The organism is Rhodoferax potami (assembly GCF_032193765.1).
GTDB classification, from domain to species: Bacteria; Pseudomonadota; Gammaproteobacteria; order Burkholderiales; family Burkholderiaceae_C; genus Allorhodoferax; species Allorhodoferax potami.
This window is the reverse complement of record NZ_JAVBIJ010000001.1, coordinates 3,580,479-3,604,404: the sequence shown is the minus strand read 5'-3', so window position 1 is coordinate 3,604,404 and position 23,926 is coordinate 3,580,479. Positions and strand designations below refer to the sequence as shown.

The following is a 23,926-nucleotide window of genomic DNA, read 5'->3' as shown; positions in this document are numbered from 1 at the left end:
CGGCCCGACTTGGTAACCGCTTGGTAACTTTTACCGTTGCCGGATTCTACTCGCCAAGGGTTAACCCCCGCCACTTCGACTTGGGGGCATAAAAAAGGGAGCCTCAGCTCCCTTTTTCGTCTGCAGTTGCCGCTTAGCTGACCGCGCAAATCTTCAACATGTTGGTACCACCCGGTGCGCCCATCGGCTCGCCACAAGTGATGGCGTAGATGTCGCCCTTTTGCACAATACCGCGGGTCTTGAGGTGCTTTTCAGCATCCATCAACGCGGTATCGCGGTCCGCGCTGGTGCCCATCAGCAAAGGGCGCACGTTGCGGTACAGCGTCATCTTGCGCTGGGTGCTGACCTTGGGGGTCAAGGCGTAAATCGGCACATGGATCAGGTGGCGGCTCATCCACAAGGCGGTACTGCCGCTGTCAGTCATGGCCACGATGGCTTTGGCACCCAGGTGGTGAGCAGTGAACAGCGCGCCCATGGCGATGGACTGGTCGATGCGGGTGAAGGTCTTGCCGGTGAAGTCTGCATCCAGCTTGACCATTTCGCTGCTCTCGGCTGCCAAGCAAATCTTGGCCATTTCGATCACGGTTTCCAGCGGGTACTTGCCAGCTGCGGTTTCAGCGGACAACATCACCGCGTCGGTGCCGTCCAGCACCGCGTTGGCCACGTCGCTCACCTCCGCGCGGGTGGGCACAGGGTTGGTGATCATGGATTCCATCATCTGGGTCGCAGTGATCACCACTTTGTCGTGCTCGCGGGCCATCTTGATCATGCGCTTTTGCAGTGCGGGGACTGCAGCGTTACCCACCTCCACAGCCAAGTCACCACGGGCCACCATGATGCCGTCCGATGCCAGCAGAATTTCTTCGAGCTTAGGGATGGCTTCAGCGCGCTCGATCTTGGCGATCAAACCGGGCTTGTGGTTGTACTCGGCGGCGGCCACGTTGCAGAGCTGGCGTGCCATTTCCATGTCGGTGGCGTTCTTTGGGAAGCTCACGGCCACGTAGTCCGCCTGGAAGCTCATCGCAGTGCGGATATCTTCCATGTCTTTGCCGGTCAGGGCAGGCGCTGTCAAGCCGCCGCCTTGTTTGTTGATGCCCTTGTTGTTGGACAGCTCGCCGCCCAGCTTGACGGTGGTGTGCACCTTGTCGCCGACCACAGAGTCCACCACGATCACGATCAAACCGTCATTGAGCAAGAGCACGTCGCCGGCTTTGACTTCGCTGGGCAGGGATTTGTAATCGAGACCCACCGCGTCGATATCACCCAGCTCGGTGCGGGCTGCATCCAGCACAAATTTCTGGCCTTGCTCCAGAAATACCTTACCTTCGGCAAACTTGCCGACGCGAATTTTGGGGCCCTGCAGGTCGGCCATGATGGCCACTTCACGCCCTGCGCGCTGCGCCGCTTCGCGCACCAAACGGGCGCGATCAATATGGTCTTGCGCCTTGCCGTGGCTGAAATTCAGCCGGACCACGTTCACACCGGCCCGGATCATCTGCTCCAGAATGGCGGCATCGCTGGAGGCGGGTCCGAGGGTGGCAACAATTTTGGTGGCGCGGCGCGGCATATGTCTGTCTCCTAGAGGTAGTTACCTATTTTTACACGCTTGTATGTACCTTGGTTACATGCAAGGGACAAGATCGCACAGTGGCGGGTATCTACGGGGGCCGGCGAGTTACGGGTCATGGTGGAATCACCAGCTTTGCCGCTTATTAGTTCATCGCCCGCACCATGAATGCCGCTGCCTCACACACTGCCGCCTTGCTGGACAGCACCCACGGCAAGCCCAAGCTTCTGGTGGTCGACGACCAGCCCGTACACCTGCAGTTGCTGATGCACACGCTCTCTGCGGATTACCAGGTCTATATGGCGACCAGCGGTGAGCAGGCCTTGGCGCTGTGCCGTAGCGACCCGCCCGACCTGGTGCTGTTGGATGTGCTGATGCCGGGCATGGATGGCTTCACCGTGTGCAAAGCCCTGAAAGCCGACCCTCAGACGGCTGCGCTCCCCATCATTTTTGTGACCGCCCGCTCAGACCCCGGCCAGGAAACCCACGGCCTGAGCTTGGGCGCAGTGGACTTTATTGCTAAGCCGATCAACCCGGCAGTGGTCAAGGCACGGGTGCACACCCAGCTCACACTCAAGTTCCAGGCAGACATGCTGAAGAAACTGGTACTGCTCGACGGCTTGTCTGGGGTGTTCAATCGCCGCTATTTTGATCAACAGCTCGCCTCGGAGTGGGCGCGCTCGACCCGCAGCGGCCAATCACTTTCTTTGATTCTGGTGGATGTGGACCACTTCGAGGCCTACAACACCCGCTACGGCCATCAAGCCGGAGATGACTGCTTGCGCACAATTGCGTTAGCGCTCAAAGAGGTGTTGCGCCGCCCGGCCGACGTAGTGGCCCGTTTTGCCGGAGAAGAATTCGCCTGTCTATTGCCAGACACCTCGCCCGCACACGCGCGCAAGCTTGCGAACCACATGGAGCAACGTGTGCGCGAACTCGTGGGGCTAAAGCCGGATCAGTCTGCAGGGCGACAGGTCACGATCAGCCTGGGACTGGTGACCCGCTTGCAGGCCGCGCCTGTGACTTGGGAAGCGTTTTTACAGGCCGCCAGCGAGCAACTCCAACACGCCAAAAAAGCAGGGACCGGGCAGATCCGTGCCCTGCAACTCGACGGCGCAACCCAGCCGGCCACCTGATCGCGAACACGCCCATAAAAAAAGGCACTGCCAGCTGAATGCCGGAAGTGCCCTTAGCGCACATAGAACTTGCGCCTCTAGCTATTAAAATAATAGCAAATCAACCCGCTGCGCGCTTGCCCAAAATCTCGAAAGCCGGCAGGGTTTTGCCTTCCAGCACTTCGAGGAACGCACCGCCACCGGTAGAGATGTAACCCACTTGTTTTTCGATGCCGTACTTGGCAATCGCAGCCAGCGTGTCGCCACCGCCGGCAATGCTGAAGGCACTGCTCTCCGCGATGGCGTGGGCAATCACCTTGGTGCCGTTCTCGAAAGCCGGGAATTCAAACACACCCACCGGGCCGTTCCACACAATGGTGCCGGCCTTCTTGAGTTGCTCAGCCAACGCCTGGGCCGTCTGCGGGCCGATATCCAGAATCAGGTCATCATCCGCCACGTCGGTCGCAGCCTTGATGGTGGCGGGCGCATCAGCCGCAAAGGTTTTGGCAGTGACCACGTCCGTCGGGATAGGCACTGCGGCACCGCGCGCTTTCATGGCCTCGATCACTGCAGTGGCCTCTGCCAACAAATCGGGCTCAGCCAAGCTCTTGCCGATTTTCAAGCCGGCCGCCAGCATGAAGGTATTCGCGATACCGCCGCCCACAATCAACTGGTCCACGTTGTCGGCCAAGCTCTTCAAAATGGTGAGCTTGGTGGACACCTTGGAACCCGCCACGATGGCCACCAGCGGGCGCTTGGGCGCCAGCAGGGCTTTGCTGATCGCATCCATTTCCGCGGCCAGCAAGGGGCCTGCACACGCCACCGGCGCGAATTGGGCGATACCGTAAGTGGAAGCTTCCGCGCGGTGGGCAGTACCAAACGCGTCGTGCACAAAGATGTCACACAGAGCGGCCATTTTCTTGGCGAGTTCTTCGTTGTTCTTTTTCTCGCCCTTGTTGACGCGGCAGTTTTCCAGCATCACCAGCTGGCCGGGTGCAACCGTCACGCCGTCGGTCCAATTGGCCAACACCGGAATCTCGCGGCCCATCAGCTCGCCCATGCGCTTGGCCACAGGGGCCAAAGAGTCTTCAGGCTTGAACTCGCCCTCAGTGGGGCGCCCCAAGTGGCTGGTCACCATCACGGCAGCTCCGGCATTCAGCGCCATCTCGATGCACGGAATGCTGGCGCGGATGCGGGTGTCTTCAGTGATGTGACCGGCATCGTCTTGAGGCACATTCAAATCGGCACGGATGAAAACACGTTTGCCGGCCACCTGGCCTTGGGCGACCAGATCAGAAAAGCGGATCACTTGCATGAAAAAACCTCGAGATAGTTAATTGAAAAACCGGTTCGGCAGCCGCGCAGCGCTGTCACTGCGCGCATTGTAGAAGCGCACTACCGGTGTGCGGGTTCCCTACCCGGTACGGTACGGTGCAGCGCCTACCAGCCCCAGCCAATATGCAGCGGCAGATACACCGCCATGCCGGACATGATGGTGCCCAGCACGGCCTGCCCCCGTCCACGCCGCCAGAAAAAATACGCCAAACCCGCGGCGACCGCATACAGGCGCGCGTCTTTGAGCGTGTGAATTATCTGGCCCTGAACCATCACGATCTCCGGCACGATCACGGCTGCCAAAGCGGCGATGGGCGCATATTGCAAGCCACGCTGCGCCCATGCAGGCATTTCCCAGTGCCTGTCGAAGATGAAAAAGAAAGAGCGCGCAACCACGGTTACGCACGCCAGCCCCACGATCGTCAGCAGGGTCCAGACATCGGTGTTTTCAAAGAGACTCATCCCGCAGCCTCCTCCGGCTTAAGGGGTGCGAGCCGTGACTCCAGCAACAGGCAAACCGCCACCGCAGCAGCAATCGCCACCAGAATATTGAGTTTGAGGGGCAAAGCAAAAGCCGCCACCGCAGCAGAACCGGCAACGCCGGCCGACACCCAACGCATGCGGCTGCTGGCCAACGAGGCCAACATGCCGACCAGTGCCAAGATGCCCGCAAACCCCAAGCCCCAGGCCGTGGGAACAAAATTGGCCAGCACCACCCCGGCCACGCTGCTACTCACCCAGCTGGCCCAGTTGATACCGCCATTGCCCGCGAGATAGGCCATTTGGGCGCGCCGGGCTGCTTCCCCTTCACCCGGCTGCGGGTAGCGCTGGGTAAACAGCACATAGGTCAAATCGGCAGACAAGTAGCCGGTGACCAGACGCTGCCAACGGGGCAGGTGCATCAGATACGGCCGCAAATGCGCACTGAACACTACGAAACGCAAATTCACACAAAAGCCGGTCGCCAAAATCACCCAGACCGGCGCACCGGCTTGAATGAGCGGCATGGCCGCGAGTTGCGAGCTACCGGCAAACACGGTGAGCGCCATCAGCAAGGCTTCAGTGACGCTCAATCCGGACTTCACCATGGCCACGCCCGTCATCAGGCCCCACGCGGCGATGCCGGGGGCCACGCCGGCCATGTCGCGAAAGCCTTTGCGAAACTCAGGGTGGCGGTAGTTTTCCCGCAGAAAAAACATGGATGAGCCAGCCCTTACAGCGGCGGCACATCGAAGCGCTGGCCGACCTGCAAGGGCATGCCGCGCAAAAAGTCAGCCACCGGGAGGCGCTTGCCCCCGGGGCGCTGCAACTCCGTCAATAGCACTACAGAATTCATAGCAGCCACCGCAATACCATCGGGCGTTACAGCAACAATTTGCCCAGAAGGAACCGCTGTTTCCGTCGCCTGAGCTTGCGCAGCCCAGACCTTGATCACCTCACCCTCCAACACGGTGCTGGCACCGGGAAATGGGTTGAAGGCCCGAATGCGCCGCACGATGGCACCCGCATCGTCGGCCCACCGGATAGGCGCTTCGTCTTTATCGATTTTGTGGGCGTAGGTCACACCCTCAGCAGGCTGGACCACCGGCTGCAAAACGCCCTGCGCAGCATCGGCCAAGGCTTGCACCACCATGCGCGCGCCTAGCGCGGCCACCTTGTCATGCAAGGTCGAGGTGGTGTCGCTATCGGCAATCGGGAGCGATTCTTTGAGCAACATATCGCCGGTATCCAGGCCCAGATCCATTTGCATGATGGTGACGCCGGTTTGGGTATCGCCGGACTCGATTGCCCGGTGGATAGGCGCAGCCCCCCGCCAACGCGGGAGCAAGGAGCCGTGGATATTCAAGCAGCCATAGCGGGGCCGTCCATCGGCATGGGGGGCGGCCATGTCGTCGAGCACCCACTGGGGCAATATCAGCCCATAGGCAGCCACCACCATGACATCCGCTTGCGCGTCGGCAATCGTCGTGCGGGCCAAACCGGCATCGTCCGGATACTTGCCGTCCAAGCGCAAGCTGCGTGGTTGGGCGACAGGAATTTGGTGTTCCACCGCATATTGCTTGACCGCCGAGGCCTGCAACTTCATGCCACGACCCGCAGGCCGATCAGGCTGGCTCAACACCAGCGCGATGGTGTGGCCGGCGGCATGGAGCTCAGCCAAAGCGAGCCGGGCGAATTCAGGGGTGCCTGCAAATATGACCCGAAGCGGCTTGAACGCTGCCGGCACTTAGCGCGCTTCCTCGCGCTTGGCCTTGAGCATCTTGGTTTTGATCCGGTTGCGCTTGAGCGGCGACAGGTACTCGACGAACACTTTGCCCATCAGGTGATCCATCTCGTGCTGGATGCAAACTGCCAGCAAACCGTCCGCTTCGATCACCCGACTTTTGCCGTCCGCGTCCAGAGCCTTGCAATGGACCGCGTTAAAACGCGTCACGCCATCGTAAATGCCCGGCACGGAGAGGCAGCCCTCTTCATTCAGGTGCGTTTCCGCGCTGGTCCAGACCAATTCGGGGTTGATCAACACCATGGGTTGGTCGCGGTCTTCCGACACATCAATCACGATGACACGCTCATGGACATCGATCTGGCTGGCAGCCAGGCCGATGCCACTGGCGTCGTACATGGTTTCGAGCATGTCCCGCGTCAATGCGCGGATGCGGTCATCAACAGCGCTTACGGGTTGGGCCACCGTGTGCAAACGGGGATCGGGAAAACAAAGGATGGGAAGTAGAGCCATGAATGCTGCCTTGGAGATGTGGGTATTTTCGCCACTTTTACGCTTGCTTGCATTACGGGCTGCCCAAAATCGTTGCTGAATCAAGGGCTTGAGCGCAAAATCGCGCGTAAATTATCAAGTTTAGACCCTGATTTGCACCCTATGACGACACACCTGATGGCGAAATCCCGCTTGGCCTTGGCCGCTGTAGCTGCTCTGGCTGGGGCGCTGACAAGCGCAAGCGTAGGGGCGCAAAGTTTCCCGATTACCAGCGAACAGCGCCAGACCGCCGCTGCAGTGGCGCAAAAGGGTGTGCCCTTGAGCGAATTGGCCGCCAACGCGCCCGATCGTTACACCATCAAGAGCGGCGACACGCTATGGGGCATCTCAACCCTCTTCTTGAAGAGCCCTTGGCGCTGGCCTGAGCTCTGGGGCATGAACCTTGAGGACATCAAGAACCCTCATCGCATCTACCCGGGCCAAATTTTGCTGCTGGAGCGGAACAACGGCGTTGCTACCTTGAGGCTCGCCAATGCCGTCGGCACAGCGAACGGTGCACCGGACACCGTGCGGCTCAGCCCTCGTACCCGCTCCGAGAATTTGCCTGACTTTGCGCTCCCCACACTTCGCACCAGTGTGATTGAGGCGTTTTTGGCAGAGCCGATGATCGTAGATGAAGCAGGTCTGGAAGGCGCTGCCCGCATTGTGGCGACGCAAGAAGAGCGGGTGCTGCTGGGACGTGGCGACCGGGCCTACGCCCGCGGCACCGATTCGCCCCTGCTGGACAACCAAAACAAGGAACAACTGTTCCGCGTGTTCCGCAATGCCAAGCCTCTTAAAGATCCCGGCACCGGCGAGGTGCTGGCGTATGAGGCGCAGTACGTCGGGAAGGCGGTCCTTGCGCGGAGTGAAAGCACATCCGAGGTCAACGGCTCCGATGGGAAGGTGCAGAGCGCAGTAGTGCCCGCCACCATCGATATCGTGTCGGCCAAGGAAGAGATGCGGGTGGGTGATCGGCTGATTCCCGAACCACCCAAGCAGTTCGCCAGCTACACGCCGCGTGCCCCGGAAGCGCGCGTCAACGGCCGCATTGTGTCGGTCTATGGAAGCACGTCGATTGTGAACGCCTCCCAGAATCAAGTGGTGGCGATCAGCTTGGGCAAACGCGATGGCATTGAGTCCGGCCATGTGTTGGCCATCCAAAAGGATGGAGCGCGGGTGGTGGATCGATCCGACCCGTCCCGTCCTCTGATGAAGTTGCCCGATGAACGCAATGGCATTTTGATGGTGTTCAGTTCTTACGAACGGGTGTCGTATGCGCTGATTCTGGAGATCAGTGACTCCGTTCGGATCGGCGACCGCCTGATCAACCCCCGCTGATCCACGGCAAGGCAGGGACTGTGGAGTCGATTGAACTGCGCGCATGGCTGCGCTTGGGGCTCACGGATGGCGTGGGTGATGTCACCGCGCGGAGTCTCCTGCAACACTTCGGTCTGCCACAAGCAATTTTTGAGGCCAGTGAGTCAGAGCTGCGTGCTTGTGTCACGGTCCGCCAAGCGGGTTCACTATGCCTCGTACCGGAAGGCTTAGATGCCCTTGTCTTGCGCACGGAAGAGTGGCTGAGCCAAGCCCCGAGTCAACGGCGCATCATCACACTGGGCGATAGCGCCTACCCGCAGGCCTTGTTGGACACCGAGGATCCTCCGCTCATGCTCTACGCGCTGGGGCGTGTCGAGAAGCTCGTCGAAGGCTTTCAGGATTGTGCCCGGACTGGCGTGGCCGTGGTGGGTAGCAGGAACCCAACGCCACAGGGCGTGCAGAATGCGCGGCAGTTTTCGGAGTCACTGGGGCAATCGGGCATCACCGTCGTTTCCGGACTTGCCTTGGGGATTGATGGCGCTGCCCACGAGGGCGCGCTTGCAGGCTATGCAGGTCCAGCCTGGGGTACCGTGGCAGTTGTAGGGACCGGGTTAGACCGTGTCTACCCGAGAGCCCATTTTGAGCTTGCACACCGTATTGCAGAAAACGGGGTTCTCCTCAGCGAGTATCCCTTGGGGTCTGCGCCGCTCTCGGCAAACTTCCCCAAGCGCAACCGCATCATCTCGGGCCTGTGCAAAGCCACCTTGGTGGTAGAGGCGGCCTTGAAGTCAGGCTCCCTGATCACGGCCCGCTTGGCCGTGGAGCAGGGCAAAGACGTGTTTGCGATTCCCGGCTCTATCCATTCCACACAAGCACGGGGTTGTCATGCGCTGATCAAACAAGGTGCCAAATTGGTCGAGTTTGCGCAAGACATTCTGGATGAACTCCCCATCGCCTCCGGTGGCCGCGATTTATCCTCATCTGCCGGGACTTCCAATAGCGGGCAAAGCGACGCTGCTTTGGATGGACTTTCGTCTCTGGAGACGGGTTTACTCAACGCCCTGGGCTTTGAGCCGACCACGCTCGATAGCCTGCAGCAACGCAGCGGGATGGACACCCCCACTTTGCAGGCTTTGCTGATGGGTCTCGAGCTTGCCGGCCGGGTTGCCCGCTTGCCGGGCGGCAAGTTCCAGCAGCTCGGACGGGCCTGAAAAACACTTCTAACGGTTCAATCCGAGGAAATAGGGGGCAGTTCTGGCCGCCTTGGGAAGTCGGTTTTTTGTGCGATATATTGGCTTCCATGTTTGAAGTCCTCGCCTTTGTGTACGAAAACTTTTACGCGGAAGACAGCTGCCCGGAACCGGCGCATCTGCAACGCAAACTCAGCGGTGTGGGGTTTGACCCCGAAGAAATCGCTGACGCACTGGATTGGCTCACGGGTCTTGGCAACGCCGCTCGTTTTGCCAAACCGGCAGTGGCGGCGATTCCCACTGTCTTGCCTGCCGCGGGCTTTCATTTACCGACGGCCGGCAGCATGCGGATCTACTCGCCACGGGAGCAGAACCATTTGAAGTCCGAATGCATTGGCTACCTTCACTTTTTGGATCATGCGGGGATCACACCCGCCCATATCCGCGAAGTCGTGTTGGAGCGCGCAATGGCGGTGCAAGAGGGCCCCGTCTCACTGGATGAATTGAAGATCATCATCCTGATGGTATTTTGGAGCTTCGGCCAGGAGCCGGACGCCCTCGCACTGGATGAGCTGTGCGAAACGCACGAGACACGCACGATTCACTGAGCGGCCTACTGAAAAATCAGGCGAGTAATCGCTCCGGATTGGCTTCCAATTTCGCTAACGCATCACGGGTGGCCCGGACCGTCAGCGCCTCCTCTTCCTGGGGCAACAAAAGTCCCGCCTGCAAGTAGGCAGCCAATCGTCCGCCTTGGATCAGGAAACTCTTGCCGGCGGTGGAAGCAAACAAATTAAGGTGCTTCTTGTCGCTGCGCCAAGCGAACTGAACTTGGATGATCTGATGGTTGTGGTCGAGGGTGTACCAGCTACCAATCTGCAGCTCATGTGCCCAAGTCAGCATGGCAGCGGTGGGTTTAGAGCCTCCATTCACCACCACCTCAATCGCTGAAGCATCGATGCCAAGCATCATTTCGATGCTTTCGGCATCCAGCGGCAAATCGCCCATGCCATCCTCGGAAACAAAGTCCTCAAGATGACCAAGGCGCTGCGCCATCGCATCAATTTGGGCCTGCGGGATCGCTTGGGTTTTCGACATGAACGCGTCGGCGAGGGTATCGCTGATTCGCTTGACATTCGCCTCTTGCTCAGACGGAGCCATGGCCAACAAGGTCATGCCGGAGCGCAAGCGTAGCAAAAGATTCGGCAAATCCTGGATGACACGAGCCCTGTCGTTGCGGTCCGGCTTGGCGCTTGCCGCCCACACCAAATCCGTCGCAGTTTTTTTCAAAATCAGCGTGTCTGCATGCTGTGGGCCTTTGCGAACGGCCGCAACGGCCAAAACCTCTGACCAGACTTTGAACAAAAACTCACGGATCTCGTCCCGCACAGGCATGTCTTTCAACATGTTGCGCATTTCGATGGTGTATTGAATCGCAAGCGTCTCTTTTTGCTCGACCTGCTGTGCGACTCCCACCACCTTTTGGGCGGGGCCCTTTTCAGTCAAAAACTTGGCAAGGAATTTTTGGAACTCGTCAAAAACGATCTGATAAACCTTCTTGCCGGTTTCAGGATACTGCTCAATGACCTGAACGATCCGCTTGATCTCCGCTTCCATCGCGCTGCCATGTACGCCCACCGCGTCAAAACCCATGACACAGGAACCCATGCGGTCAATCAACATCCGGGCGGGATGCGTAGCGGTACCGAAAAAATCCGCATCCTCCAAAGCGACCCGCAACACAGGCATTTGCAGTCGGGCAAACCAAACGCGTATGCCCGTGGGGATGCGCTCTTCAGCCAGAATTGCCTGAAACATGAGGGCGACGATTTCAATCGTGGCTTTTTCCCCCTTGGTTTCCGCTTTCTTTTTGAGCTCCTGGGTTTTCTGACGCAAATCACCAGCGACACGTGCAACCCCTGCAGGGCTGTAGTCTTCAAATTGCGTGCCGCCAGGCGCATAGTCTCCCGCCACGCCAGGTCGATAGGCCATGGCAGCAGCCAAAGCGGGTGATGGTGGCTGGTGCTCAGCGACACCATAATCGCCGCCCGCATGACTCACAAACAGTCTGCGAATTTGGCCGATGACCCCTTGTGCACGACTCCGCGCCCGCGCGAGCGGCGTGGTTGCTGTCAGCATGCGCGTCTCGTCAGTCGCGCCGTATGCGTTGCCCGATGCACTGATGGTCGTGGACTGTCGCCAGAATGGCGTAGGTGTCGAAGTGCCTACTCCTTGCGCACCCGAAGCTAACGCTGCACCTGCGCTCGATGAATCGGCGGCAGCCCCGCCCCAACCCAAACGGCCACTGAAAAGGCGGGCATCCCGCGCCTCAGAGCCCGAAGCAACAGCTCCCCCGGCATAACCCCCCCCATAAGAGGCCCTATCTCCAGCCAATGAAGGTGCACCCGTGCCTTGAGAGCCGCGCGGACCACCAAAGCCTGCTTGGTAGGGGTCACCATTTTCATACCCTGCTCCGCTTAACTCAGCACCACCAGATACAGGTGCGCCTGAATTGGGCGGGCGTTGGTTGGGTCCTTTGACAGGTGATTTGACCCGGTCTTTCAACTCGATCGTAGGCAATACGCCCTTGCTGATCAGAACATCGTTCGCATTTTTGTAGGCAGTAATCAGTCGCTCAATCAATAAGCGCTGGACAACTTCTGTCACCATCGGCCAAGAGTCACCCGGCATTCCTGAAACAGACCATTGCTCCACCAGCAAGAGGACCAGCACCTCCGGGCGGAAAAGGTCTTTTCCGTCCAGATCATCCAGGCCCTCAAGGTATTTGATCCGCACGCGCAAGTCTTCAAGCTGCGGCAAGACTTTTTCGTTCACGGACAATACCATCCGCGACGCGAGGATTTTGTTTTCGACGACCTCGGTGCCCACAAGCTCCAGGTTCACGGAACGGACTTCTGTCGCCTTCTTTACTTCAGAAGGAGACAGGCATTCTCGCCAAGACTTCTGTGTGCCCTCGACCCACAAGGGACGGCTTTGCTTGTAAGCCATCCAGATGTCACGACGAGTTTGCGAATCACGGGCATTGCTAGGCTCGTCGACCAGCTCTGTGAGCCGATCCTGAACTGCTGCGCCGATTTCCAACAAGGCTTTGCAAGATTCCGCGAAAAACCGCTCCCGCAGTGCGCGAGCGAGTTGCAATCGAGGCGAAAGCGCCTGGCCGGTAGCCATGTTGGGAGAGTCCTTTTACTAAACTGCCGCCCCTGCGTTCGGGTCGTTTGGATCGAGATCCTTTTTGGGCCCGCCTTTTACCAAATCTTCCCGCTGGATACCTAACCACATGGAAATGGAAGCAGCCACAAACACAGACGAATAAATGCCAAACAAGATGCCGATCGTGAGCGCCATCGCAAAGTAATGAAGCGTGGCACCGCCGAAAATCAACATCGACAACACCATCAACTGGGTCGAGCCATGGGTGATTATGGTTCGACTGATTGTGGAGGTAATCGCATTGTCAATGATTTGCTCCGTGTTCATCTTGCGGTAGCGCCGGAAATTCTCACGGATCCGGTCAAAAATCACAACCGACTCGTTTACCGAATAACCCAAGACAGCCAAAACCGCTGCCAGTACCGGGAGTGAGAACTCCCACTGGAAAAAGGCGAAGAAACCGAGAATGATGATCACATCATGCAAGTTGGCGATGATGGCTGCGACGGCAAACTTCCACTCAAAACGGATAGCCAAGTAAATCATGATGCCGACCACCACGAACGCAAGCGCTTTCAAACCATCAGCGGCCAGTTCATCGCCAACCTGAGGTCCCACAAACTCCGTGCGGCGCAAGGTTGCTGTGGCATCAGACGCCTTCAGCGCAGTCAACACCATGTCGCTTTGCTGCCCGGAAGTACTGCCTTTTTGAACTGGCATCCGGATCAACACATCCTGTGCAGTGCCAAAGTTTTGGACCTGCACATCATTGATTCCCAACTTTGCCACCGTGGTGCGAATAGCGTCGAGGTTGGCAGGCTGGGAGTAGCTCACCTCCATCAACGTTCCGCCGGTGAACTCTACCGACAGGTGCAGACCGCGGGAGAACAGAAAAAATACGGCCGCCAAAAAAGTGACGAACGAAATTACATTGAAAACCAAAGCATTCCGCATGAACGGAATGTCACGGCGGATTTTAAAAAATTCCATGACTTTTCCTTAAGGGGTAGTGACTTCGGTGCCGCTGTCCGGACGCCACACGGTCCCAATAGAAACCGTTTTCAGCTTCTTCTGACGACCGTACCACAAATTAACCAAACCACGCGAGAAGAACACGCCGGAGAACATGCTGGTCAAAATACCCAAACAGTGCACAACCGCGAAACCTCGCACGGGGCCGGAACCGAATGCTAACAATGCCAAGCCTGCGATCAGGGTGGTTACGTTCGAGTCGATGATGGTCGCCCATGCGCGGTCATAACCGGCGTGAATCGCGGCTTGGGGAGATGCGCCATTGCGTAACTCTTCCCGAACGCGTTCATTGATCAACACGTTAGCATCAATCGCCATACCCAGAACCAGCGCCATCGCGGCCATGCCTGGCAATGTCAAAGTCGCTTGCAGCATGGAGAGCACCGCCACCAACAACAAAAGGTTGAAGGCCAGCGCTAGGCTGGAAATCACGCCGAACAGCATGTAATAAGCGCACATGAAAATGGCAACCGCCACAAAGCCCCAGGTCACGCTCAGGAAACCCTTGGCAATATTCTCGGCACCCAAGCTCGGCCCGATCGTGCGCTCCTCGATGATCTCCATCGGAGCCGCCAAAGATCCGGCACGCAACAGCAGCGCAGTGTCTGCCGCTTCCACGGTGGTCATCCGGCCGGAAATCTGAACACGCCCGCCACCGATTTCGGCGCGAATCACCGGTGCGGTCACGACTTCGCCTTTGCCTTTTTCAAACAACAAAATCGCCATGCGCTTGTTGATGTTCTCGCGGGTCACATCACGGAAGATTCGGGCGCCCTTGGCATCCAGCGACAAATTCACGGTGGGCTCTTGGGTCTGGCCATCAAATCCGGGTTGCGCGTCTGTCAGGTTCTCGCCCGTCAGAATCACTTGCTTCTTTACGATGACCGGGATGCCTTCGCGATCCAGGTAACGCTCAGAGCCGAAGGGAACAGGGCCGGTTCCGGTTTCCGCCGCACGGGCTTCGGAGCCTTCATCGACCAGGCGCACTTCCAGTGTTGCAGTGCGTCCGAGGATGTCTTTGGCCTTCGCTGTGTCCTGCACGCCAGGCAACTGCACCACGATACGGTCCAGGCCTTGCTGCTGAATCACTGGTTCTGCAACACCCAGCTCATTGATCCGGTTGTGCAAGGTGGTTATGTTTTGCTTGAGCGCTTGGTCTTGGATGGTTTTTCCGGAGACCTGTTTGATCGTGGCGACCAGTTTGACGTCCTGCCCATCAGCGGCAGACACAGCATCCAGATCGGTGAACTGGTCCTGAATGATGCGCTGGGCTGCCTGAGCGGTAGCCGCGTCCCGGAACCGGATCTCGATGGCTTGGCCGTTGCGGGCAATACCGCTGTGGCGCACGTTCTTTTCACGCAAGATGGTGCGAATGTCGCCGGACAGCGACTCTGCCCGTTTGGTGAGCGCTGCCTGCATGTCGACCTGCAACATGAAGTGCACACCACCGCGCAAATCCAATCCCAAGTACATCGGCGATGCGCGCAAGGACGTCAGCCAGGCAGGCGAACGCGACAGCAAATTGAGCGCAACGATGTAGGAAGGATCCGCACTTTCAGGGTTGATCGCTTTCTGAACCGCATCTTTGGCCTTGAGCTGCGTGTCCGTGTCGGAGAAGCGCGCCTTGATGGACGCACCATCCAAGGCCACTGCATCGGGCGTCAAGCCGGCGCTCTTCAGCGCCTGCTCTACCTTGGCCAGTGTGGCTGCATCGACCTTCACCGACGACTTGGCCGTTGAAACCTGCACTGCCGGTGCTTCGCCAAACAGATTGGGCAGGGCATACAAGCCACTGACCACCAGCGCGACCAGAATGATCGCGTACTTCCACACCGGATAACGGTTCATGATCGCGCTTCGCTAACAGTTAAAAACGGCCGCTTACTTGATGGAGCCTTTGGGCAACACTTGCACTACCGCGCTACGCTGCACTTGGATTTCCACGCCGCTGGCCACTTCCAGGCCGACATAGCTGTCACCCATCTTGCTGACCTTGCCCAGTACGCCACCAGCAGTTACCACTTCATCACCCTTGGCCAAGGCGTCGATCATGGCGCGGTGCTCTTTCTGCTTCTTCATTTGGGGGCGGATCATCACGAAGTACAGCACCACAAACATCAGCACCAAAGGCAGCATGCTCATCAAAGAGGATTGCATGTCACCGCCAGCGGCAGCAGGAGCAGTTTGAGCAAAAGCAGAAGAAATGAACACAGGCAAACTCCACAAAAGGGATCAGAACAAATAGTTTTCCACCCGCGGCACAGCCGCACGCGAACCGACCGGCTGATAACCAGTCAACCAGTCATTGTAAGCGGGGGAAAAGGCCCGCCCATGATGGGCGGGCAAGGCCTTAGGCGGCTCGGGCCTGTTGGGTAGCGGGGCTTGCGTGGTAGCGGGCCAACAAATCGACCCACTGGGTCCGAGCAGCCTTCAAGTGACGGGCCTTGACATGGCCATAGCCGCGGATGTGCTCGGGCACACGGGCGAACGCCAGCGCGGCATCACGGTTGGACGCGCTCAAAGCAGGCAACATTCCTTCAATGGCTGAGCGGTATTCGCCAATCAGCGCCCGCTCCTCACGGCGTTCCTCGGTGTATCCGAAGACGTCCAGTGCGGTACCCCGGAGCACTTTCATGGGTGCCAGAAGACGGAAGCCCCAGCCCATCCAGGCGCCAAACCGAGACTTCAAGGCCTCGCCCTGCTCGTTTTTACGCGACCAGATCGGGGGTGCCAAGTGGTAGGCGAGCTTGAAATCTCCCTCAAACATCCCGCTGATCTTGCGGTGAAATGCGGTATCGGTGTGCAGACGGGCGACCTCGTACTCGTCTTTGTAGGCCATCAGCTTGAACAAGTAGCGCGCAACCGCTTCCGTCAATGCCAGCTTGCCCCCCTCGATGCCAGACTCTGCTGTGCGCACCCGGGTAACAAAGTCGACATAACGGCCCGCGTACGCTGCATTTTGGTAAGCCGTTAAAAACTCGCTGCGCCGCTGGATAAGTTCATCCAACGTTTCTTTGCTGCGGGGAACAAATGCCAGTACCTGTCCTGGCGACATGGCCCGCTGCACAGCAGGCCAATCCACCGCAGCACGGCGTCCCCACTCGAATGCCGCCTTGTTGTTGCCCACCGCCACTGCATTGAGCTCGATGGCGCGCATCAGCGATGCCAGCCCCAAGGGAATCCAGCCCTTTTGCCACGCGTAGCCCAGCATCATGGGGTTGGTGTAAATGCTGTCTCCCAACAATTTGGTAGAGGCGGCATCCGCATCGAACAAGCCCACATGCGCCTCACCCACCGTGCGGGTGATGTCGGCGACGCACTGGTCGCCGGGGTTGGCCCAGTCGGCGTTGCGCACAAAGCCGGCGGTCGGCACCGTGTTGGCGTTGAGGGCCACATGGGTGCGACCGGGACGCATGCGGATCAGCGTTTCTTTGCCAGCCACCACGACCGGATCACAGCCCAGCACCAAATCTGCAGACGCGGTGCCCACACGGGTCGTGCGGATCGCGTCTTGGGATGCGCCGATCAACACATGGCTCCAAGTCGCGCCGCCCTTTTGTGCCAAACCACCGGCGTCCTGGGTGACGATACCTTTGCCCTCTAGGTGGGCTGCTACGCCTAGCAGCTGTCCGATGGTGATCACGCCCGTACCGCCCACGCCGGCCACGATGGTGCCCCACACGCCGCCTTGTACCCTTGCGAGGTCGGGGAGCTGCGGGTCCGGCAGCGCCGGCCAGCCGCTGGCATCAGTTTGCAGCTTGACTGGTTTCTTCAGGCTGCCGCCTTCCACCGTTACAAAGCTGGGGCAAAAGCCTTTGACGCAAGAAATGTCTTTGTTGCAGGTACTCTGGTTGATTTGGCGCTTACGTCCGAAAGGTGTTTCCAGCGGCTCCACGCTCATGCAGTTGCTTTGCACGCCGCAATCGCCACAGCCTTCGCACACCAACTCGTTGATGACCACGCGCTTGGCGGGGTCCACCATGGTGCCGCGCTTGCGGCGGCGGCGCTTTTCGGTCGCGCAAGTCTGGTCGTAAATGATGACGGTAGTGCCTTTGATGTCGCGGAACTCGCGCTGGATGCGGTCCAGCTCGTCGCGGTGCTCGATGGCAATACCTTCGGGCAGTCCATCCACATCGTCGTATTTTTCAGGTTCGTCCGTCACCACTATGATTTTGATAGCGCCTTCCGCACGCATGCTCTGGGCTATCTGTACCACCGAGTGCCCTTCCGGCCGCTCACCCACTTGCTGGCCGCCAGTCATGGCCACCGCATCGTTGTAGAGGATTTTGTAGGTGATGTTGACGCCGGCCGCAATGCTCTGGCGAATCGCCAGCAAGCCGCTGTGGAAGTAAGTGCCATCGCCCAGGTTGGCGAAGATGTGTTTGTCGTTGGTGAACGGCTGCTGCCCGACCCATGGCACGCCCTCGCCGCCCATCTGGGTAAAACCATCGGTGCTGCGGTCCATCCAGATGGTCATGAAATGGCAGCCGATGCCGGCCATGGCGCGCGAACCATCGGGCACCCGTGTGCTGGTGTTGTGCGGACAGCCTGAGCAGAACCAGGGCTGGCGAACCGCAGCCGCTGCACCGGAGTTACCCAAGTCAATGACGTGCATAGCCCGCTCTTTGGCTTCCAGAATCGCCATCTGGGCATCGATGCGGGCGCTGGTGTCGGCATCCAGCCCCAGCTTTTTGATGCGCTGGGCAATCGCGCGGGCGATGATCGCCGGCGACAAATCTGCATTCGCACGCAACAAGGTGTTGGCGCTCGGGTTGGGCATGGACCACTCGCCACCGGCGCCATAGTGATCTGGCGTTTCCACCTCGTTGAATTTGCCCAACACTGTGGGGCGCACGTCCGCGCGCCAGTTGTACAGCTCTTCCTTGAGCTGATATTCGATGACCTGGCGCTTTTCTTCCACCACCAGAATCTCCTGCAAGCCGGTGGCGAATTCGCGGGTCAGTTGCGCCTCCAGCGGCCACACCACGCCCACCTTGTGCAGGCGGATGCCGATGCGGCGGCAGGTGTCATCGTCCAACCCCAGGTCCAACAACGCCTGGCGGGTGTCGTTGTACGCCTTGCCACTGGAAATGATGCCGAAGCGGTCATGCGGCCCTTCAATCACGTTGTGGTTCAGTCGGTTGGCGCGGATGTAGGCCAGCGCGGCATACCACTTGTAGTCAAACAGGCGGGCTTCCTGGTCCAGCGCATGGTCGGGCCAGCGGATATGCAGGCCGCCGGGTGGCAACTCAAAGTCGGCCGGCATGCGGGTGAGGACGCGCTCGGGGTCGATGGTGACGGTGGCGCTGGACTCCACAATTTCCTGGATCGTCTTCATGCCGGCCCACACGCCGGAAAAACGGCTCATGGCAAAGGCGTGCAGACCGAGGTCCAGAATCTCCTGCACATTGGCCGGGAAGAACACCGGGAACCCGCAAGCCTTGAAGATATGGTCGCTCTGGTGGGCGGCGGTAGAGCTTTTGGAGATGTGGTCATCCCCCGCCACGGCGATCACACCGCCCCAGGGCGTGGTACCGGCCATGTTGGCGTGCTTGAACACGTCAGAGCAGCGGTCCACGCCGGGGCCCTTGCCGTACCAGATGCCGAACACGCCGTCGTATTTGTTAGTGCCGGGTGGTGCAAAGCCCAGTTGCTGGGTACCCCACAGGGCGGTGGCCGCCAGCTCCTCATTCACCCCCGGCTGGAACTTGATGTGGTGGGCCTCCAGGTACTTTTCTGCCTTGACCAGCGACTGGTCATAAGTGCCCAAGGGCGAGCCACGGTAACCGCTGATAAAGCCGGCCGTGTTCTTGCCCGCACGCTGGTCGCGCACGCGCTGCAGCATGGGCAGCTTGACCAGCGCCTGCACACCGCTCATGAAAGCGCGGCCGTGGTCCAGGGCGTATTTGTCGTTCGAGGGTGACCGAATCCAGCGCCGTGCGGATGTGCGCGGGCAGGTCCCGGTTGAGGGGTGCATTCATGGTGCTTGTCTCCGTGTTTTTGTTCGGCAAAGTGTATGCCCGCAACTCAGATAGGTGTTTGCGTTCTTTGCCTGAAAACCACCTCTCAAAGAACGATTCTTTCTCCATAATGCGTTTTATGGAAACACTTGACCGTTATGACCTGGCCATCCTGAGCGAGCTGCAAAACGATGGGCGCCTCAGCAACGCCGAACTCGCCACCCGCGTGGGCCTTAGTGCGGCGCCGTGCTGGCGGCGGGTGAAGGCGCTGGAGGACAGCGGCTTCATCACCGGCTACCGGGCAGAAATCAACCGCCAAAAAATCGGGTTGGGGGTGCTGGCCTTTGTGCGCCTGGACGCCAACCGGAACAGCGGCGATGTGCTGCACGAACTTGAAGAGGCGATTCGGCGGATCCCGGAGGTCATCAGCTGCCACTACATCAGCGGCACCGGTACTTTTGAGCTGCAGGTGGTCAGCCGCGACCTGAACAGTTTCAGCCAGTTTGCACGCGAGGTGCTGATCAACCTGCCCAACGTGAAAGACCTGCACACCAGCTTCTCGCTGGGCGAGGTCAAGGCCAGTAGTGCGCTGCCCTTGAGCCAATTACAAGCGCCGCCCACAGGCGCCACCATGAAAGGACGCCCATGAACCGCAGAGATTGGCTGGCTTTAGCATTGTTTTGGCACCTGGCGCCCGTTGCGCATGCGCAAGCAGCTATCAATTCAGGAGCAAACGCAACCCCCTTGCCCTTGCGCAATCTGCTCATCGGAGTGCGGCAGGTGCAATCCGAAGATGGCCAGCAGGCGGGCTTAGACGTACAAGGCGGCAGGGTCACAGGCGGCCTGGCGCAAGGCCGGAGCAGCGGCACGGCGGTGCAACAAATCCTCATTCTGAATGGCCGGCCTGCACGCATCGCGGTGCAAACGCAAACGCCATTGCGCTTGCTGCAAAGCTTTGTGCGCAACGGGCAAATCGTGACCACCCAAGGGACCGTGCTGATCGAGGCGGGAACGGGCTTTAGCGCGCTGCCGCGCTGGGAGAGTGGCGATGTGGTCGAGGTCGAACTCAATACCCAGCAAGCTCTGCGCCCCCTGTTTCCCCAAGCCGGGGCAGTGAATGCCCCACCGGCACAGTCCAGCACCGGCAACAGCATGCTGCTCCCTTTGGGCGAGTGGATGACAGTGGCAGAGACCGAGCAAAACCTGCAGAACAACCAACAGAGCCTGCGTGGCGCGCAGATCCAGAGTGGCGTGACCCGAACGGAGGTTCAGCTCAGGGTGAGCTTGCGCTGATAGCCCGCGGCGGCCACCTCAGGCCGCCGGGTGGCGCTGCCCTTAGCGGTGCAGCACTTCGCGGATGGTGGCGGCCAGTTCTTCTTCCACGAACTTGGCAATGTAGGCATCCGCCCCCACGCTCTTCACATGGCTCTCGTTGGTGGCGCCGGTTAGCGAGGAGTGAATGATCACCGGAAGGCTGCTGAACCGGCCATCTTGCTTGATGTTGCGGGTCAAAGTGAAACCGTCCATTTCGGGCATTTCGAGATCGGTCAACACCAAGGCCACTTTGTCTTTGATGGACTTGCCTTCATCCGTGGCTTGGGCGTTGAGCGATTGCAGTTTCTCCCACGCTTCCTTGCCGGTTTTGGTCATGATGTAAGGGACATCCATGCCTTTGAGGCCCTTCTCGATCATCATGCGTGCCACGGCAGAATCGTCAGCCGCCAGAATGATCTGACCCGGCTCCAAGCGCAGCTTGGGCGCGGTGCTTGGCACCTCTTCCTTGACTTCTTGGGGCATCACATCACGGAGGATCTGCTCGACATCCAGCACTTGGGCCAAGCGGGTGTTTTCGGCATTGCCATCCAAGCGCGCAATACTGGTCACCAAGCCGCCGCCGGTGTTTTCGGCAGACAGCACTTGCTTCCACTCCAGGCGCACGATTTCGTTGACCTCTTCGACCGCAAAGGCTTGTGTCGTGCGGGCGAACTCGGTCACCAGCAGAATACCCAGCCCCTTGGTCGGGGTACAGCCCACCACCTGCGGCAAGTTGATCACGGTGATCATTTGGCCCCGGATGTTGGCGACGCCCATCACGGCGGGCGGTGAATTCACCATGGCGGTGATTTCGGGCATCACCAGGATTTCTCGAACCTTGAACACATTGATGCCGAACAATTCGCGGCGCTGGGTGCCGGGGGCCTCGCCCAATCGGAACAGCAGCAGTTCGAACATGCTGTTGGCGGCCAGATTGGTCCGCTCATCAATGTCGCGCATCTCTTTGCTCATAAGTCCGTCCTTAATTTCCGAATCTCACAGATTGAATGTATCCATACTAACGGTTTCTACGCTATTTGGGCCACAAAATCCACATTTGCAATGGTTGTCGCATACGACCAGCTAGCTCTGCCGCGTCCGGCCCCCAGCCGGCAAAGTAGTCGGCACGTACCGCACCGACAATCGCGCTCCCGGTATCTTGTGCAAGTACCAATTTTTGCAAATTTGTTTGATTTCCCGTTGAAGTCAACCAGACCGGCGCGCCATAAGGGATGCTGCCGGGGTCTACGGCGATGGAGCGCCCGGGCGTCAAGGCAACGCCTTGGGCGCCTTTGGGCCCGAAGGCAGCATCCAACTCACCGAGTGGCTCTTCCTTGAAAAAAACCACCCGCGGGTTCGACCACAGCAGCTCCTGCTGGCGCTGCGGGTTTTGCGCCAGCCAGGCTTTGATGCCGGGCCATGAGGCGTCTTTGATCAAGCCTTGATCCAAGAGCCAACGGCCGACACTGCGGTAGGGCTGCTCGTTGGTACCCGCGTAGGCCAGGCGAACCCAGCGCACGCTGCCGTCAGGCTGGGTAATCCGTACCCGCCCGGAACCCTGAATCTGGAGCACCAACGCATCCACCGGATCCGCCAGGTACGCGATCGCCTTGCCACGCAGGGCTGCCTGCGCTTCCGGCAAGGTCTCCATTTCCTGGCGGGTGAACCACGGTTTGCGGGGCGTCATTCCGGCGGGCAGCTGGTACAGCGGCACTGAAAAGCCGGGTGCCTGTTGCCGACTGGCATCCAATATCGGCTCGTAATAGCCGGTCAACAACCCTGTGGGCTCACCTTGCAATGTCTCCACACGGTGCGGCTGGAGGCGGGCTTGCATCCACTCCATTTGCTCTTGGGGACTTCCAATACTCAAACGGCGCACTTCTGCACACAAGGCAGACATGGGCGGCTGAGGCCTCTCGCAGCTCTTTAACCACGCGTTCCACGCCTCAAACAGGTTGTCAGCACCCCAACCGGGAAGGCTGTCCCACGGAACCGGCACCCAACGGCTGCGCGATTGGGTCACTACCGGGCCGACTGCAGGCGCGGGGCCAGGCGCTGCCGGTACCACGGTGCGTACTGGCTCGACCGGTGCGCGCACCACTGGCGGCGCGCTACCGCACGCGGCCAGAATTCCTACAATCAGGGCCGATACAGACCACCCCAAACAACGACGCATGACTTTGCTACTCCTCGAAGCGCTAGGCGCTGGCCTGATATTCATAGGCATCATCTGGTGGACCATGTTTCACGGGCGCAAGAACGGGGAACTGCCGCCCGAAGAGAATAATGACAAAAAAGAGGACTAGCCCAGACACTGATTGCGCAAATTGCTACTAATTTAATAGCAATCATCCCAAAATCCGGTGCTGGAGCGCCGGCAACTGGGCGCGGCAATGCTGGAGCTGACGATAGTCCAGTTCCGCCAGCACCACGCCCGGGCCTTCGGCTTGCTCAGCGAGCACTTTGCCCCACGGATCGATCAGCAGACTTTGCCCCCAGGTGCGCCGCCCGCTCGGATGCACGCCCCCTTGAGCGGCCGCAGCCACGAACGACAAGTTTTCAATCGCCCGGGCACGCAAGAGCACCTCCCAATGTGCCTCTCCCGTGGTGTGGGTAAAAGCACTCGGGGCCAAGAGCAAATCGACACCGCGTGCGGCGTATTCCCGGTAGAGCTCGGCAAAGCGCATGTCGTAGCAGACGCTCATGCCCACCGACCAGATGTGCCCATCCCGAGACGGAAGGCTGAAGACGGTGGGCGTGCTGCCCCGCTCGAGCACCCGGGATTCGTCGTAACTCTCGGCACCGTTATTGAAGCGAAACAGGTGGATCTTGTCGTACCGGGCAACGCACTCCCCCTGCGGATTGAAGGCCAGCGAACTATTGAACACATGGTCGGGCTGGCTGGCCGTCAAGGGCAAGGTACCGGCCACGATCCAGATCCCCAGCGAGCGTGCTACCCCGGCCACAAAGTCCTGGATGGGGCCGCTCCCGAAGGGCTCTTGAATCGCCAGCTTGTCGGAATCACGCAGCCCGATCAAACAAAAATACTCGGGCAACACGGCGAGCTCGGCCCCTTGGAGTGCGGCCTCTGTCAGCAAGGCTTGGGCGATCTGCAAGTTGTCCTGCACATGGCCGGTAGACACCATCTGGATGGCTGCGACTTTCAT

The 23,926-nt window shown here is 59.4% G+C and carries 20 protein-coding genes and 1 pseudogene; 7 read left to right on the top strand and 14 right to left on the bottom strand.

Features of this window, described 5'->3' with window-relative positions:
• Nucleotides 1–133 precede the first annotated feature (133 nt).
• Nucleotides 134–1,567, bottom strand: a complete 1,434-nt coding sequence (pyk, locus tag RAE21_RS17385; RefSeq protein WP_313882440.1) for a pyruvate kinase — start codon at nucleotides 1,565–1,567, stop codon at nucleotides 134–136.
• A 164-nt stretch (nucleotides 1,568–1,731) separates the two neighbouring features.
• Between pyk and RAE21_RS17380 the strand changes: the two genes are divergently transcribed.
• Nucleotides 1,732–2,703, top strand: a complete 972-nt coding sequence (locus tag RAE21_RS17380; RefSeq protein ID WP_313882439.1) for a diguanylate cyclase domain-containing protein — start codon at nucleotides 1,732–1,734, stop codon at nucleotides 2,701–2,703.
• Between the two features lie 100 nt (nucleotides 2,704–2,803).
• Here the strand turns inward: RAE21_RS17380 and RAE21_RS17375 are convergent, their stop codons facing one another.
• From RAE21_RS17375 to def, 5 genes are all read right to left on the bottom strand, one after another.
• Nucleotides 2,804–3,997, bottom strand: a complete 1,194-nt coding sequence (locus RAE21_RS17375; RefSeq protein ID WP_313882438.1) for a phosphoglycerate kinase — start codon at nucleotides 3,995–3,997, stop codon at nucleotides 2,804–2,806.
• Between the two features lie 125 nt (nucleotides 3,998–4,122).
• Nucleotides 4,123–4,479, bottom strand: a complete 357-nt coding sequence (locus RAE21_RS17370) for an AzlD domain-containing protein (RefSeq protein WP_313882437.1) — start codon at nucleotides 4,477–4,479, stop codon at nucleotides 4,123–4,125.
• On the bottom strand, nucleotides 4,476–5,216 hold the full coding sequence (locus RAE21_RS17365) for an AzlC family ABC transporter permease (RefSeq protein WP_313882436.1): 741 nt from the start codon (nucleotides 5,214–5,216) through the stop codon (nucleotides 4,476–4,478). Before RAE21_RS17365 ends, RAE21_RS17370 begins: the two co-directional genes overlap by 4 nt.
• A 14-nt stretch (nucleotides 5,217–5,230) precedes the next feature.
• Nucleotides 5,231–6,244, bottom strand: a complete 1,014-nt coding sequence (gene fmt, locus RAE21_RS17360) for a methionyl-tRNA formyltransferase (protein ID WP_313882435.1) — start codon at nucleotides 6,242–6,244, stop codon at nucleotides 5,231–5,233.
• On the bottom strand, nucleotides 6,245–6,754 hold the full coding sequence (gene def / locus RAE21_RS17355; protein ID WP_313882434.1) for a peptide deformylase: 510 nt from the start codon (nucleotides 6,752–6,754) through the stop codon (nucleotides 6,245–6,247). It abuts the gene before it with no gap.
• 141 nt (nucleotides 6,755–6,895) lie between these two features.
• On the opposite strand from def, the gene RAE21_RS17350 reads away from it, so the two are divergent.
• The 3 genes from RAE21_RS17350 (at nucleotide 6,896) to RAE21_RS17340 (ending at nucleotide 9,890) form a co-directional block, all read left to right on the top strand.
• On the top strand, nucleotides 6,896–8,113 hold the full coding sequence (locus RAE21_RS17350; protein WP_313882433.1) for a LysM peptidoglycan-binding domain-containing protein: 1,218 nt from the start codon (nucleotides 6,896–6,898) through the stop codon (nucleotides 8,111–8,113).
• A gap of 20 nt (nucleotides 8,114–8,133) precedes the next feature.
• Nucleotides 8,134–9,303: a DNA-processing protein DprA gene (gene dprA / locus RAE21_RS17345; RefSeq protein ID WP_313882432.1), complete on the top strand. Its 1,170-nt coding sequence runs from the start codon at nucleotides 8,134–8,136 to the stop codon at nucleotides 9,301–9,303.
• Nucleotides 9,304–9,392: 89 nt separating this feature from the next.
• Nucleotides 9,393–9,890: a Smg family protein gene (locus RAE21_RS17340; RefSeq protein ID WP_313882431.1), complete on the top strand. Its 498-nt coding sequence runs from the start codon at nucleotides 9,393–9,395 to the stop codon at nucleotides 9,888–9,890.
• Nucleotides 9,891–9,906: 16 nt separating this feature from the next.
• On the opposite strand, the gene RAE21_RS17335 is transcribed toward RAE21_RS17340, so the two are convergent.
• The 5 genes and pseudogenes from RAE21_RS17335 to RAE21_RS17315 all read right to left on the bottom strand — a co-directional run bounded on the left by RAE21_RS17335 (nucleotide 9,907) and on the right by RAE21_RS17315 (nucleotide 19,466).
• Complete coding sequence (locus RAE21_RS17335) at nucleotides 9,907–12,471, bottom strand: DUF1631 family protein (protein WP_313882430.1); 2,565 nt, start codon at nucleotides 12,469–12,471, stop codon at nucleotides 9,907–9,909.
• Nucleotides 12,472–12,489: 18 nt separating this feature from the next.
• Nucleotides 12,490–13,443 (bottom strand): protein translocase subunit SecF, encoded by a 954-nt coding sequence (gene secF / locus RAE21_RS17330; protein ID WP_313882429.1) that lies wholly within the window; start codon nucleotides 13,441–13,443, stop codon nucleotides 12,490–12,492.
• A 9-nt stretch (nucleotides 13,444–13,452) separates the two neighbouring features.
• Nucleotides 13,453–15,333 (bottom strand): protein translocase subunit SecD, encoded by a 1,881-nt coding sequence (gene secD / locus RAE21_RS17325; RefSeq protein ID WP_313882428.1) that lies wholly within the window; start codon nucleotides 15,331–15,333, stop codon nucleotides 13,453–13,455.
• 33 nt (nucleotides 15,334–15,366) lie between these two features.
• Nucleotides 15,367–15,696 (bottom strand): preprotein translocase subunit YajC, encoded by a 330-nt coding sequence (gene yajC / locus RAE21_RS17320; protein WP_313874818.1) that lies wholly within the window; start codon nucleotides 15,694–15,696, stop codon nucleotides 15,367–15,369.
• A gap of 139 nt (nucleotides 15,697–15,835) precedes the next feature.
• Nucleotides 15,836–19,466 (bottom strand): annotated as a pseudogene (locus tag RAE21_RS17315) (indolepyruvate ferredoxin oxidoreductase family protein).
• 118 nt (nucleotides 19,467–19,584) lie between these two features.
• Between RAE21_RS17315 and RAE21_RS17310 the strand changes: the two are divergent.
• Together RAE21_RS17310 and RAE21_RS17305 are read left to right on the top strand one after the other, a co-directional pair.
• Nucleotides 19,585–20,094 carry an Lrp/AsnC family transcriptional regulator gene (locus RAE21_RS17310; RefSeq protein WP_087497345.1) on the top strand — a complete coding sequence of 170 codons (510 nt, stop codon included), beginning with the start codon at nucleotides 19,585–19,587 and terminating at the stop codon, nucleotides 20,092–20,094.
• Nucleotides 20,091–20,738: a hypothetical protein gene (locus tag RAE21_RS17305; protein WP_313882427.1), complete on the top strand. Its 648-nt coding sequence runs from the start codon at nucleotides 20,091–20,093 to the stop codon at nucleotides 20,736–20,738. Before RAE21_RS17310 ends, RAE21_RS17305 begins: the two co-directional genes overlap by 4 nt.
• 42 nt (nucleotides 20,739–20,780) lie before the next feature.
• Here the strand turns inward: RAE21_RS17305 and RAE21_RS17300 are convergent, their stop codons facing one another.
• Nucleotides 20,781–21,731: a chemotaxis protein gene (locus RAE21_RS17300; RefSeq protein ID WP_313874814.1), complete on the bottom strand. Its 951-nt coding sequence runs from the start codon at nucleotides 21,729–21,731 to the stop codon at nucleotides 20,781–20,783.
• A gap of 61 nt (nucleotides 21,732–21,792) precedes the next feature.
• The gene (mltA, locus tag RAE21_RS17295; protein WP_313882426.1) at nucleotides 21,793–22,935 is read right to left on the bottom strand and encodes a murein transglycosylase A; all 1,143 of its coding nucleotides are present in this window, start codon (nucleotides 22,933–22,935) and stop codon (nucleotides 21,793–21,795) included.
• On the opposite strand from mltA, the gene RAE21_RS17290 reads away from it, so the two are divergent.
• Nucleotides 22,934–23,065, top strand: coding sequence for a hypothetical protein (locus tag RAE21_RS17290; protein ID WP_313874812.1), 132 nt, complete (start codon nucleotides 22,934–22,936; stop codon nucleotides 23,063–23,065). The genes mltA and RAE21_RS17290 overlap by 2 nt on opposite strands.
• Before the next feature lie 42 nt (nucleotides 23,066–23,107).
• Here the strand turns inward: RAE21_RS17290 and RAE21_RS17285 are convergent, their stop codons facing one another.
• Nucleotides 23,108–23,926, bottom strand: coding sequence for a carbon-nitrogen hydrolase family protein (locus RAE21_RS17285; RefSeq protein ID WP_313882425.1), 819 nt, complete (start codon nucleotides 23,924–23,926; stop codon nucleotides 23,108–23,110).

Excerpts from the sequence above, each read along its gene's own strand:
- pyk (WP_313882440.1), bottom strand. The coding sequence starts at position 1,567 with ATGCCGCGCCGCGCCACCAAAATTGTTGCCACCCTCGGACCCGCCTCC.
- RAE21_RS17380 (WP_313882439.1), top strand. The coding sequence starts at position 1,732 with ATGAATGCCGCTGCCTCACACACTGCCGCCTTGCTGGACAGCACCCAC.
- RAE21_RS17375 (WP_313882438.1), bottom strand. The coding sequence starts at position 3,997 with ATGCAAGTGATCCGCTTTTCTGATCTGGTCGCCCAAGGCCAGGTGGCC.
- RAE21_RS17370 (WP_313882437.1), bottom strand. The coding sequence starts at position 4,479 with ATGAGTCTCTTTGAAAACACCGATGTCTGGACCCTGCTGACGATCGTG.
- RAE21_RS17365 (WP_313882436.1), bottom strand. The coding sequence starts at position 5,216 with ATGTTTTTTCTGCGGGAAAACTACCGCCACCCTGAGTTTCGCAAAGGC.
- def (WP_313882434.1), bottom strand. The coding sequence starts at position 6,754 with ATGGCTCTACTTCCCATCCTTTGTTTTCCCGATCCCCGTTTGCACACG.
- RAE21_RS17350 (WP_313882433.1), top strand. The coding sequence starts at position 6,896 with ATGACGACACACCTGATGGCGAAATCCCGCTTGGCCTTGGCCGCTGTA.
- RAE21_RS17340 (WP_313882431.1), top strand. The coding sequence starts at position 9,393 with ATGTTTGAAGTCCTCGCCTTTGTGTACGAAAACTTTTACGCGGAAGAC.
- RAE21_RS17335 (WP_313882430.1), bottom strand. The coding sequence starts at position 12,471 with ATGGCTACCGGCCAGGCGCTTTCGCCTCGATTGCAACTCGCTCGCGCA.
- secF (WP_313882429.1), bottom strand. The coding sequence starts at position 13,443 with ATGGAATTTTTTAAAATCCGCCGTGACATTCCGTTCATGCGGAATGCT.
- secD (WP_313882428.1), bottom strand. The coding sequence starts at position 15,333 with ATGAACCGTTATCCGGTGTGGAAGTACGCGATCATTCTGGTCGCGCTG.
- RAE21_RS17310 (WP_087497345.1), top strand. The coding sequence starts at position 19,585 with ATGGAAACACTTGACCGTTATGACCTGGCCATCCTGAGCGAGCTGCAA.
- RAE21_RS17305 (WP_313882427.1), top strand. The coding sequence starts at position 20,091 with ATGAACCGCAGAGATTGGCTGGCTTTAGCATTGTTTTGGCACCTGGCG.
- RAE21_RS17300 (WP_313874814.1), bottom strand. The coding sequence starts at position 21,731 with ATGAGCAAAGAGATGCGCGACATTGATGAGCGGACCAATCTGGCCGCC.
- RAE21_RS17290 (WP_313874812.1), top strand. The coding sequence starts at position 22,934 with ATGACTTTGCTACTCCTCGAAGCGCTAGGCGCTGGCCTGATATTCATA.
- mltA (WP_313882426.1), bottom strand. The coding sequence starts at position 22,935 with ATGCGTCGTTGTTTGGGGTGGTCTGTATCGGCCCTGATTGTAGGAATT.
- RAE21_RS17285 (WP_313882425.1), bottom strand. The coding sequence starts at position 23,926 with ATGAAAGTCGCAGCCATCCAGATGGTGTCTACCGGCCATGTGCAGGAC.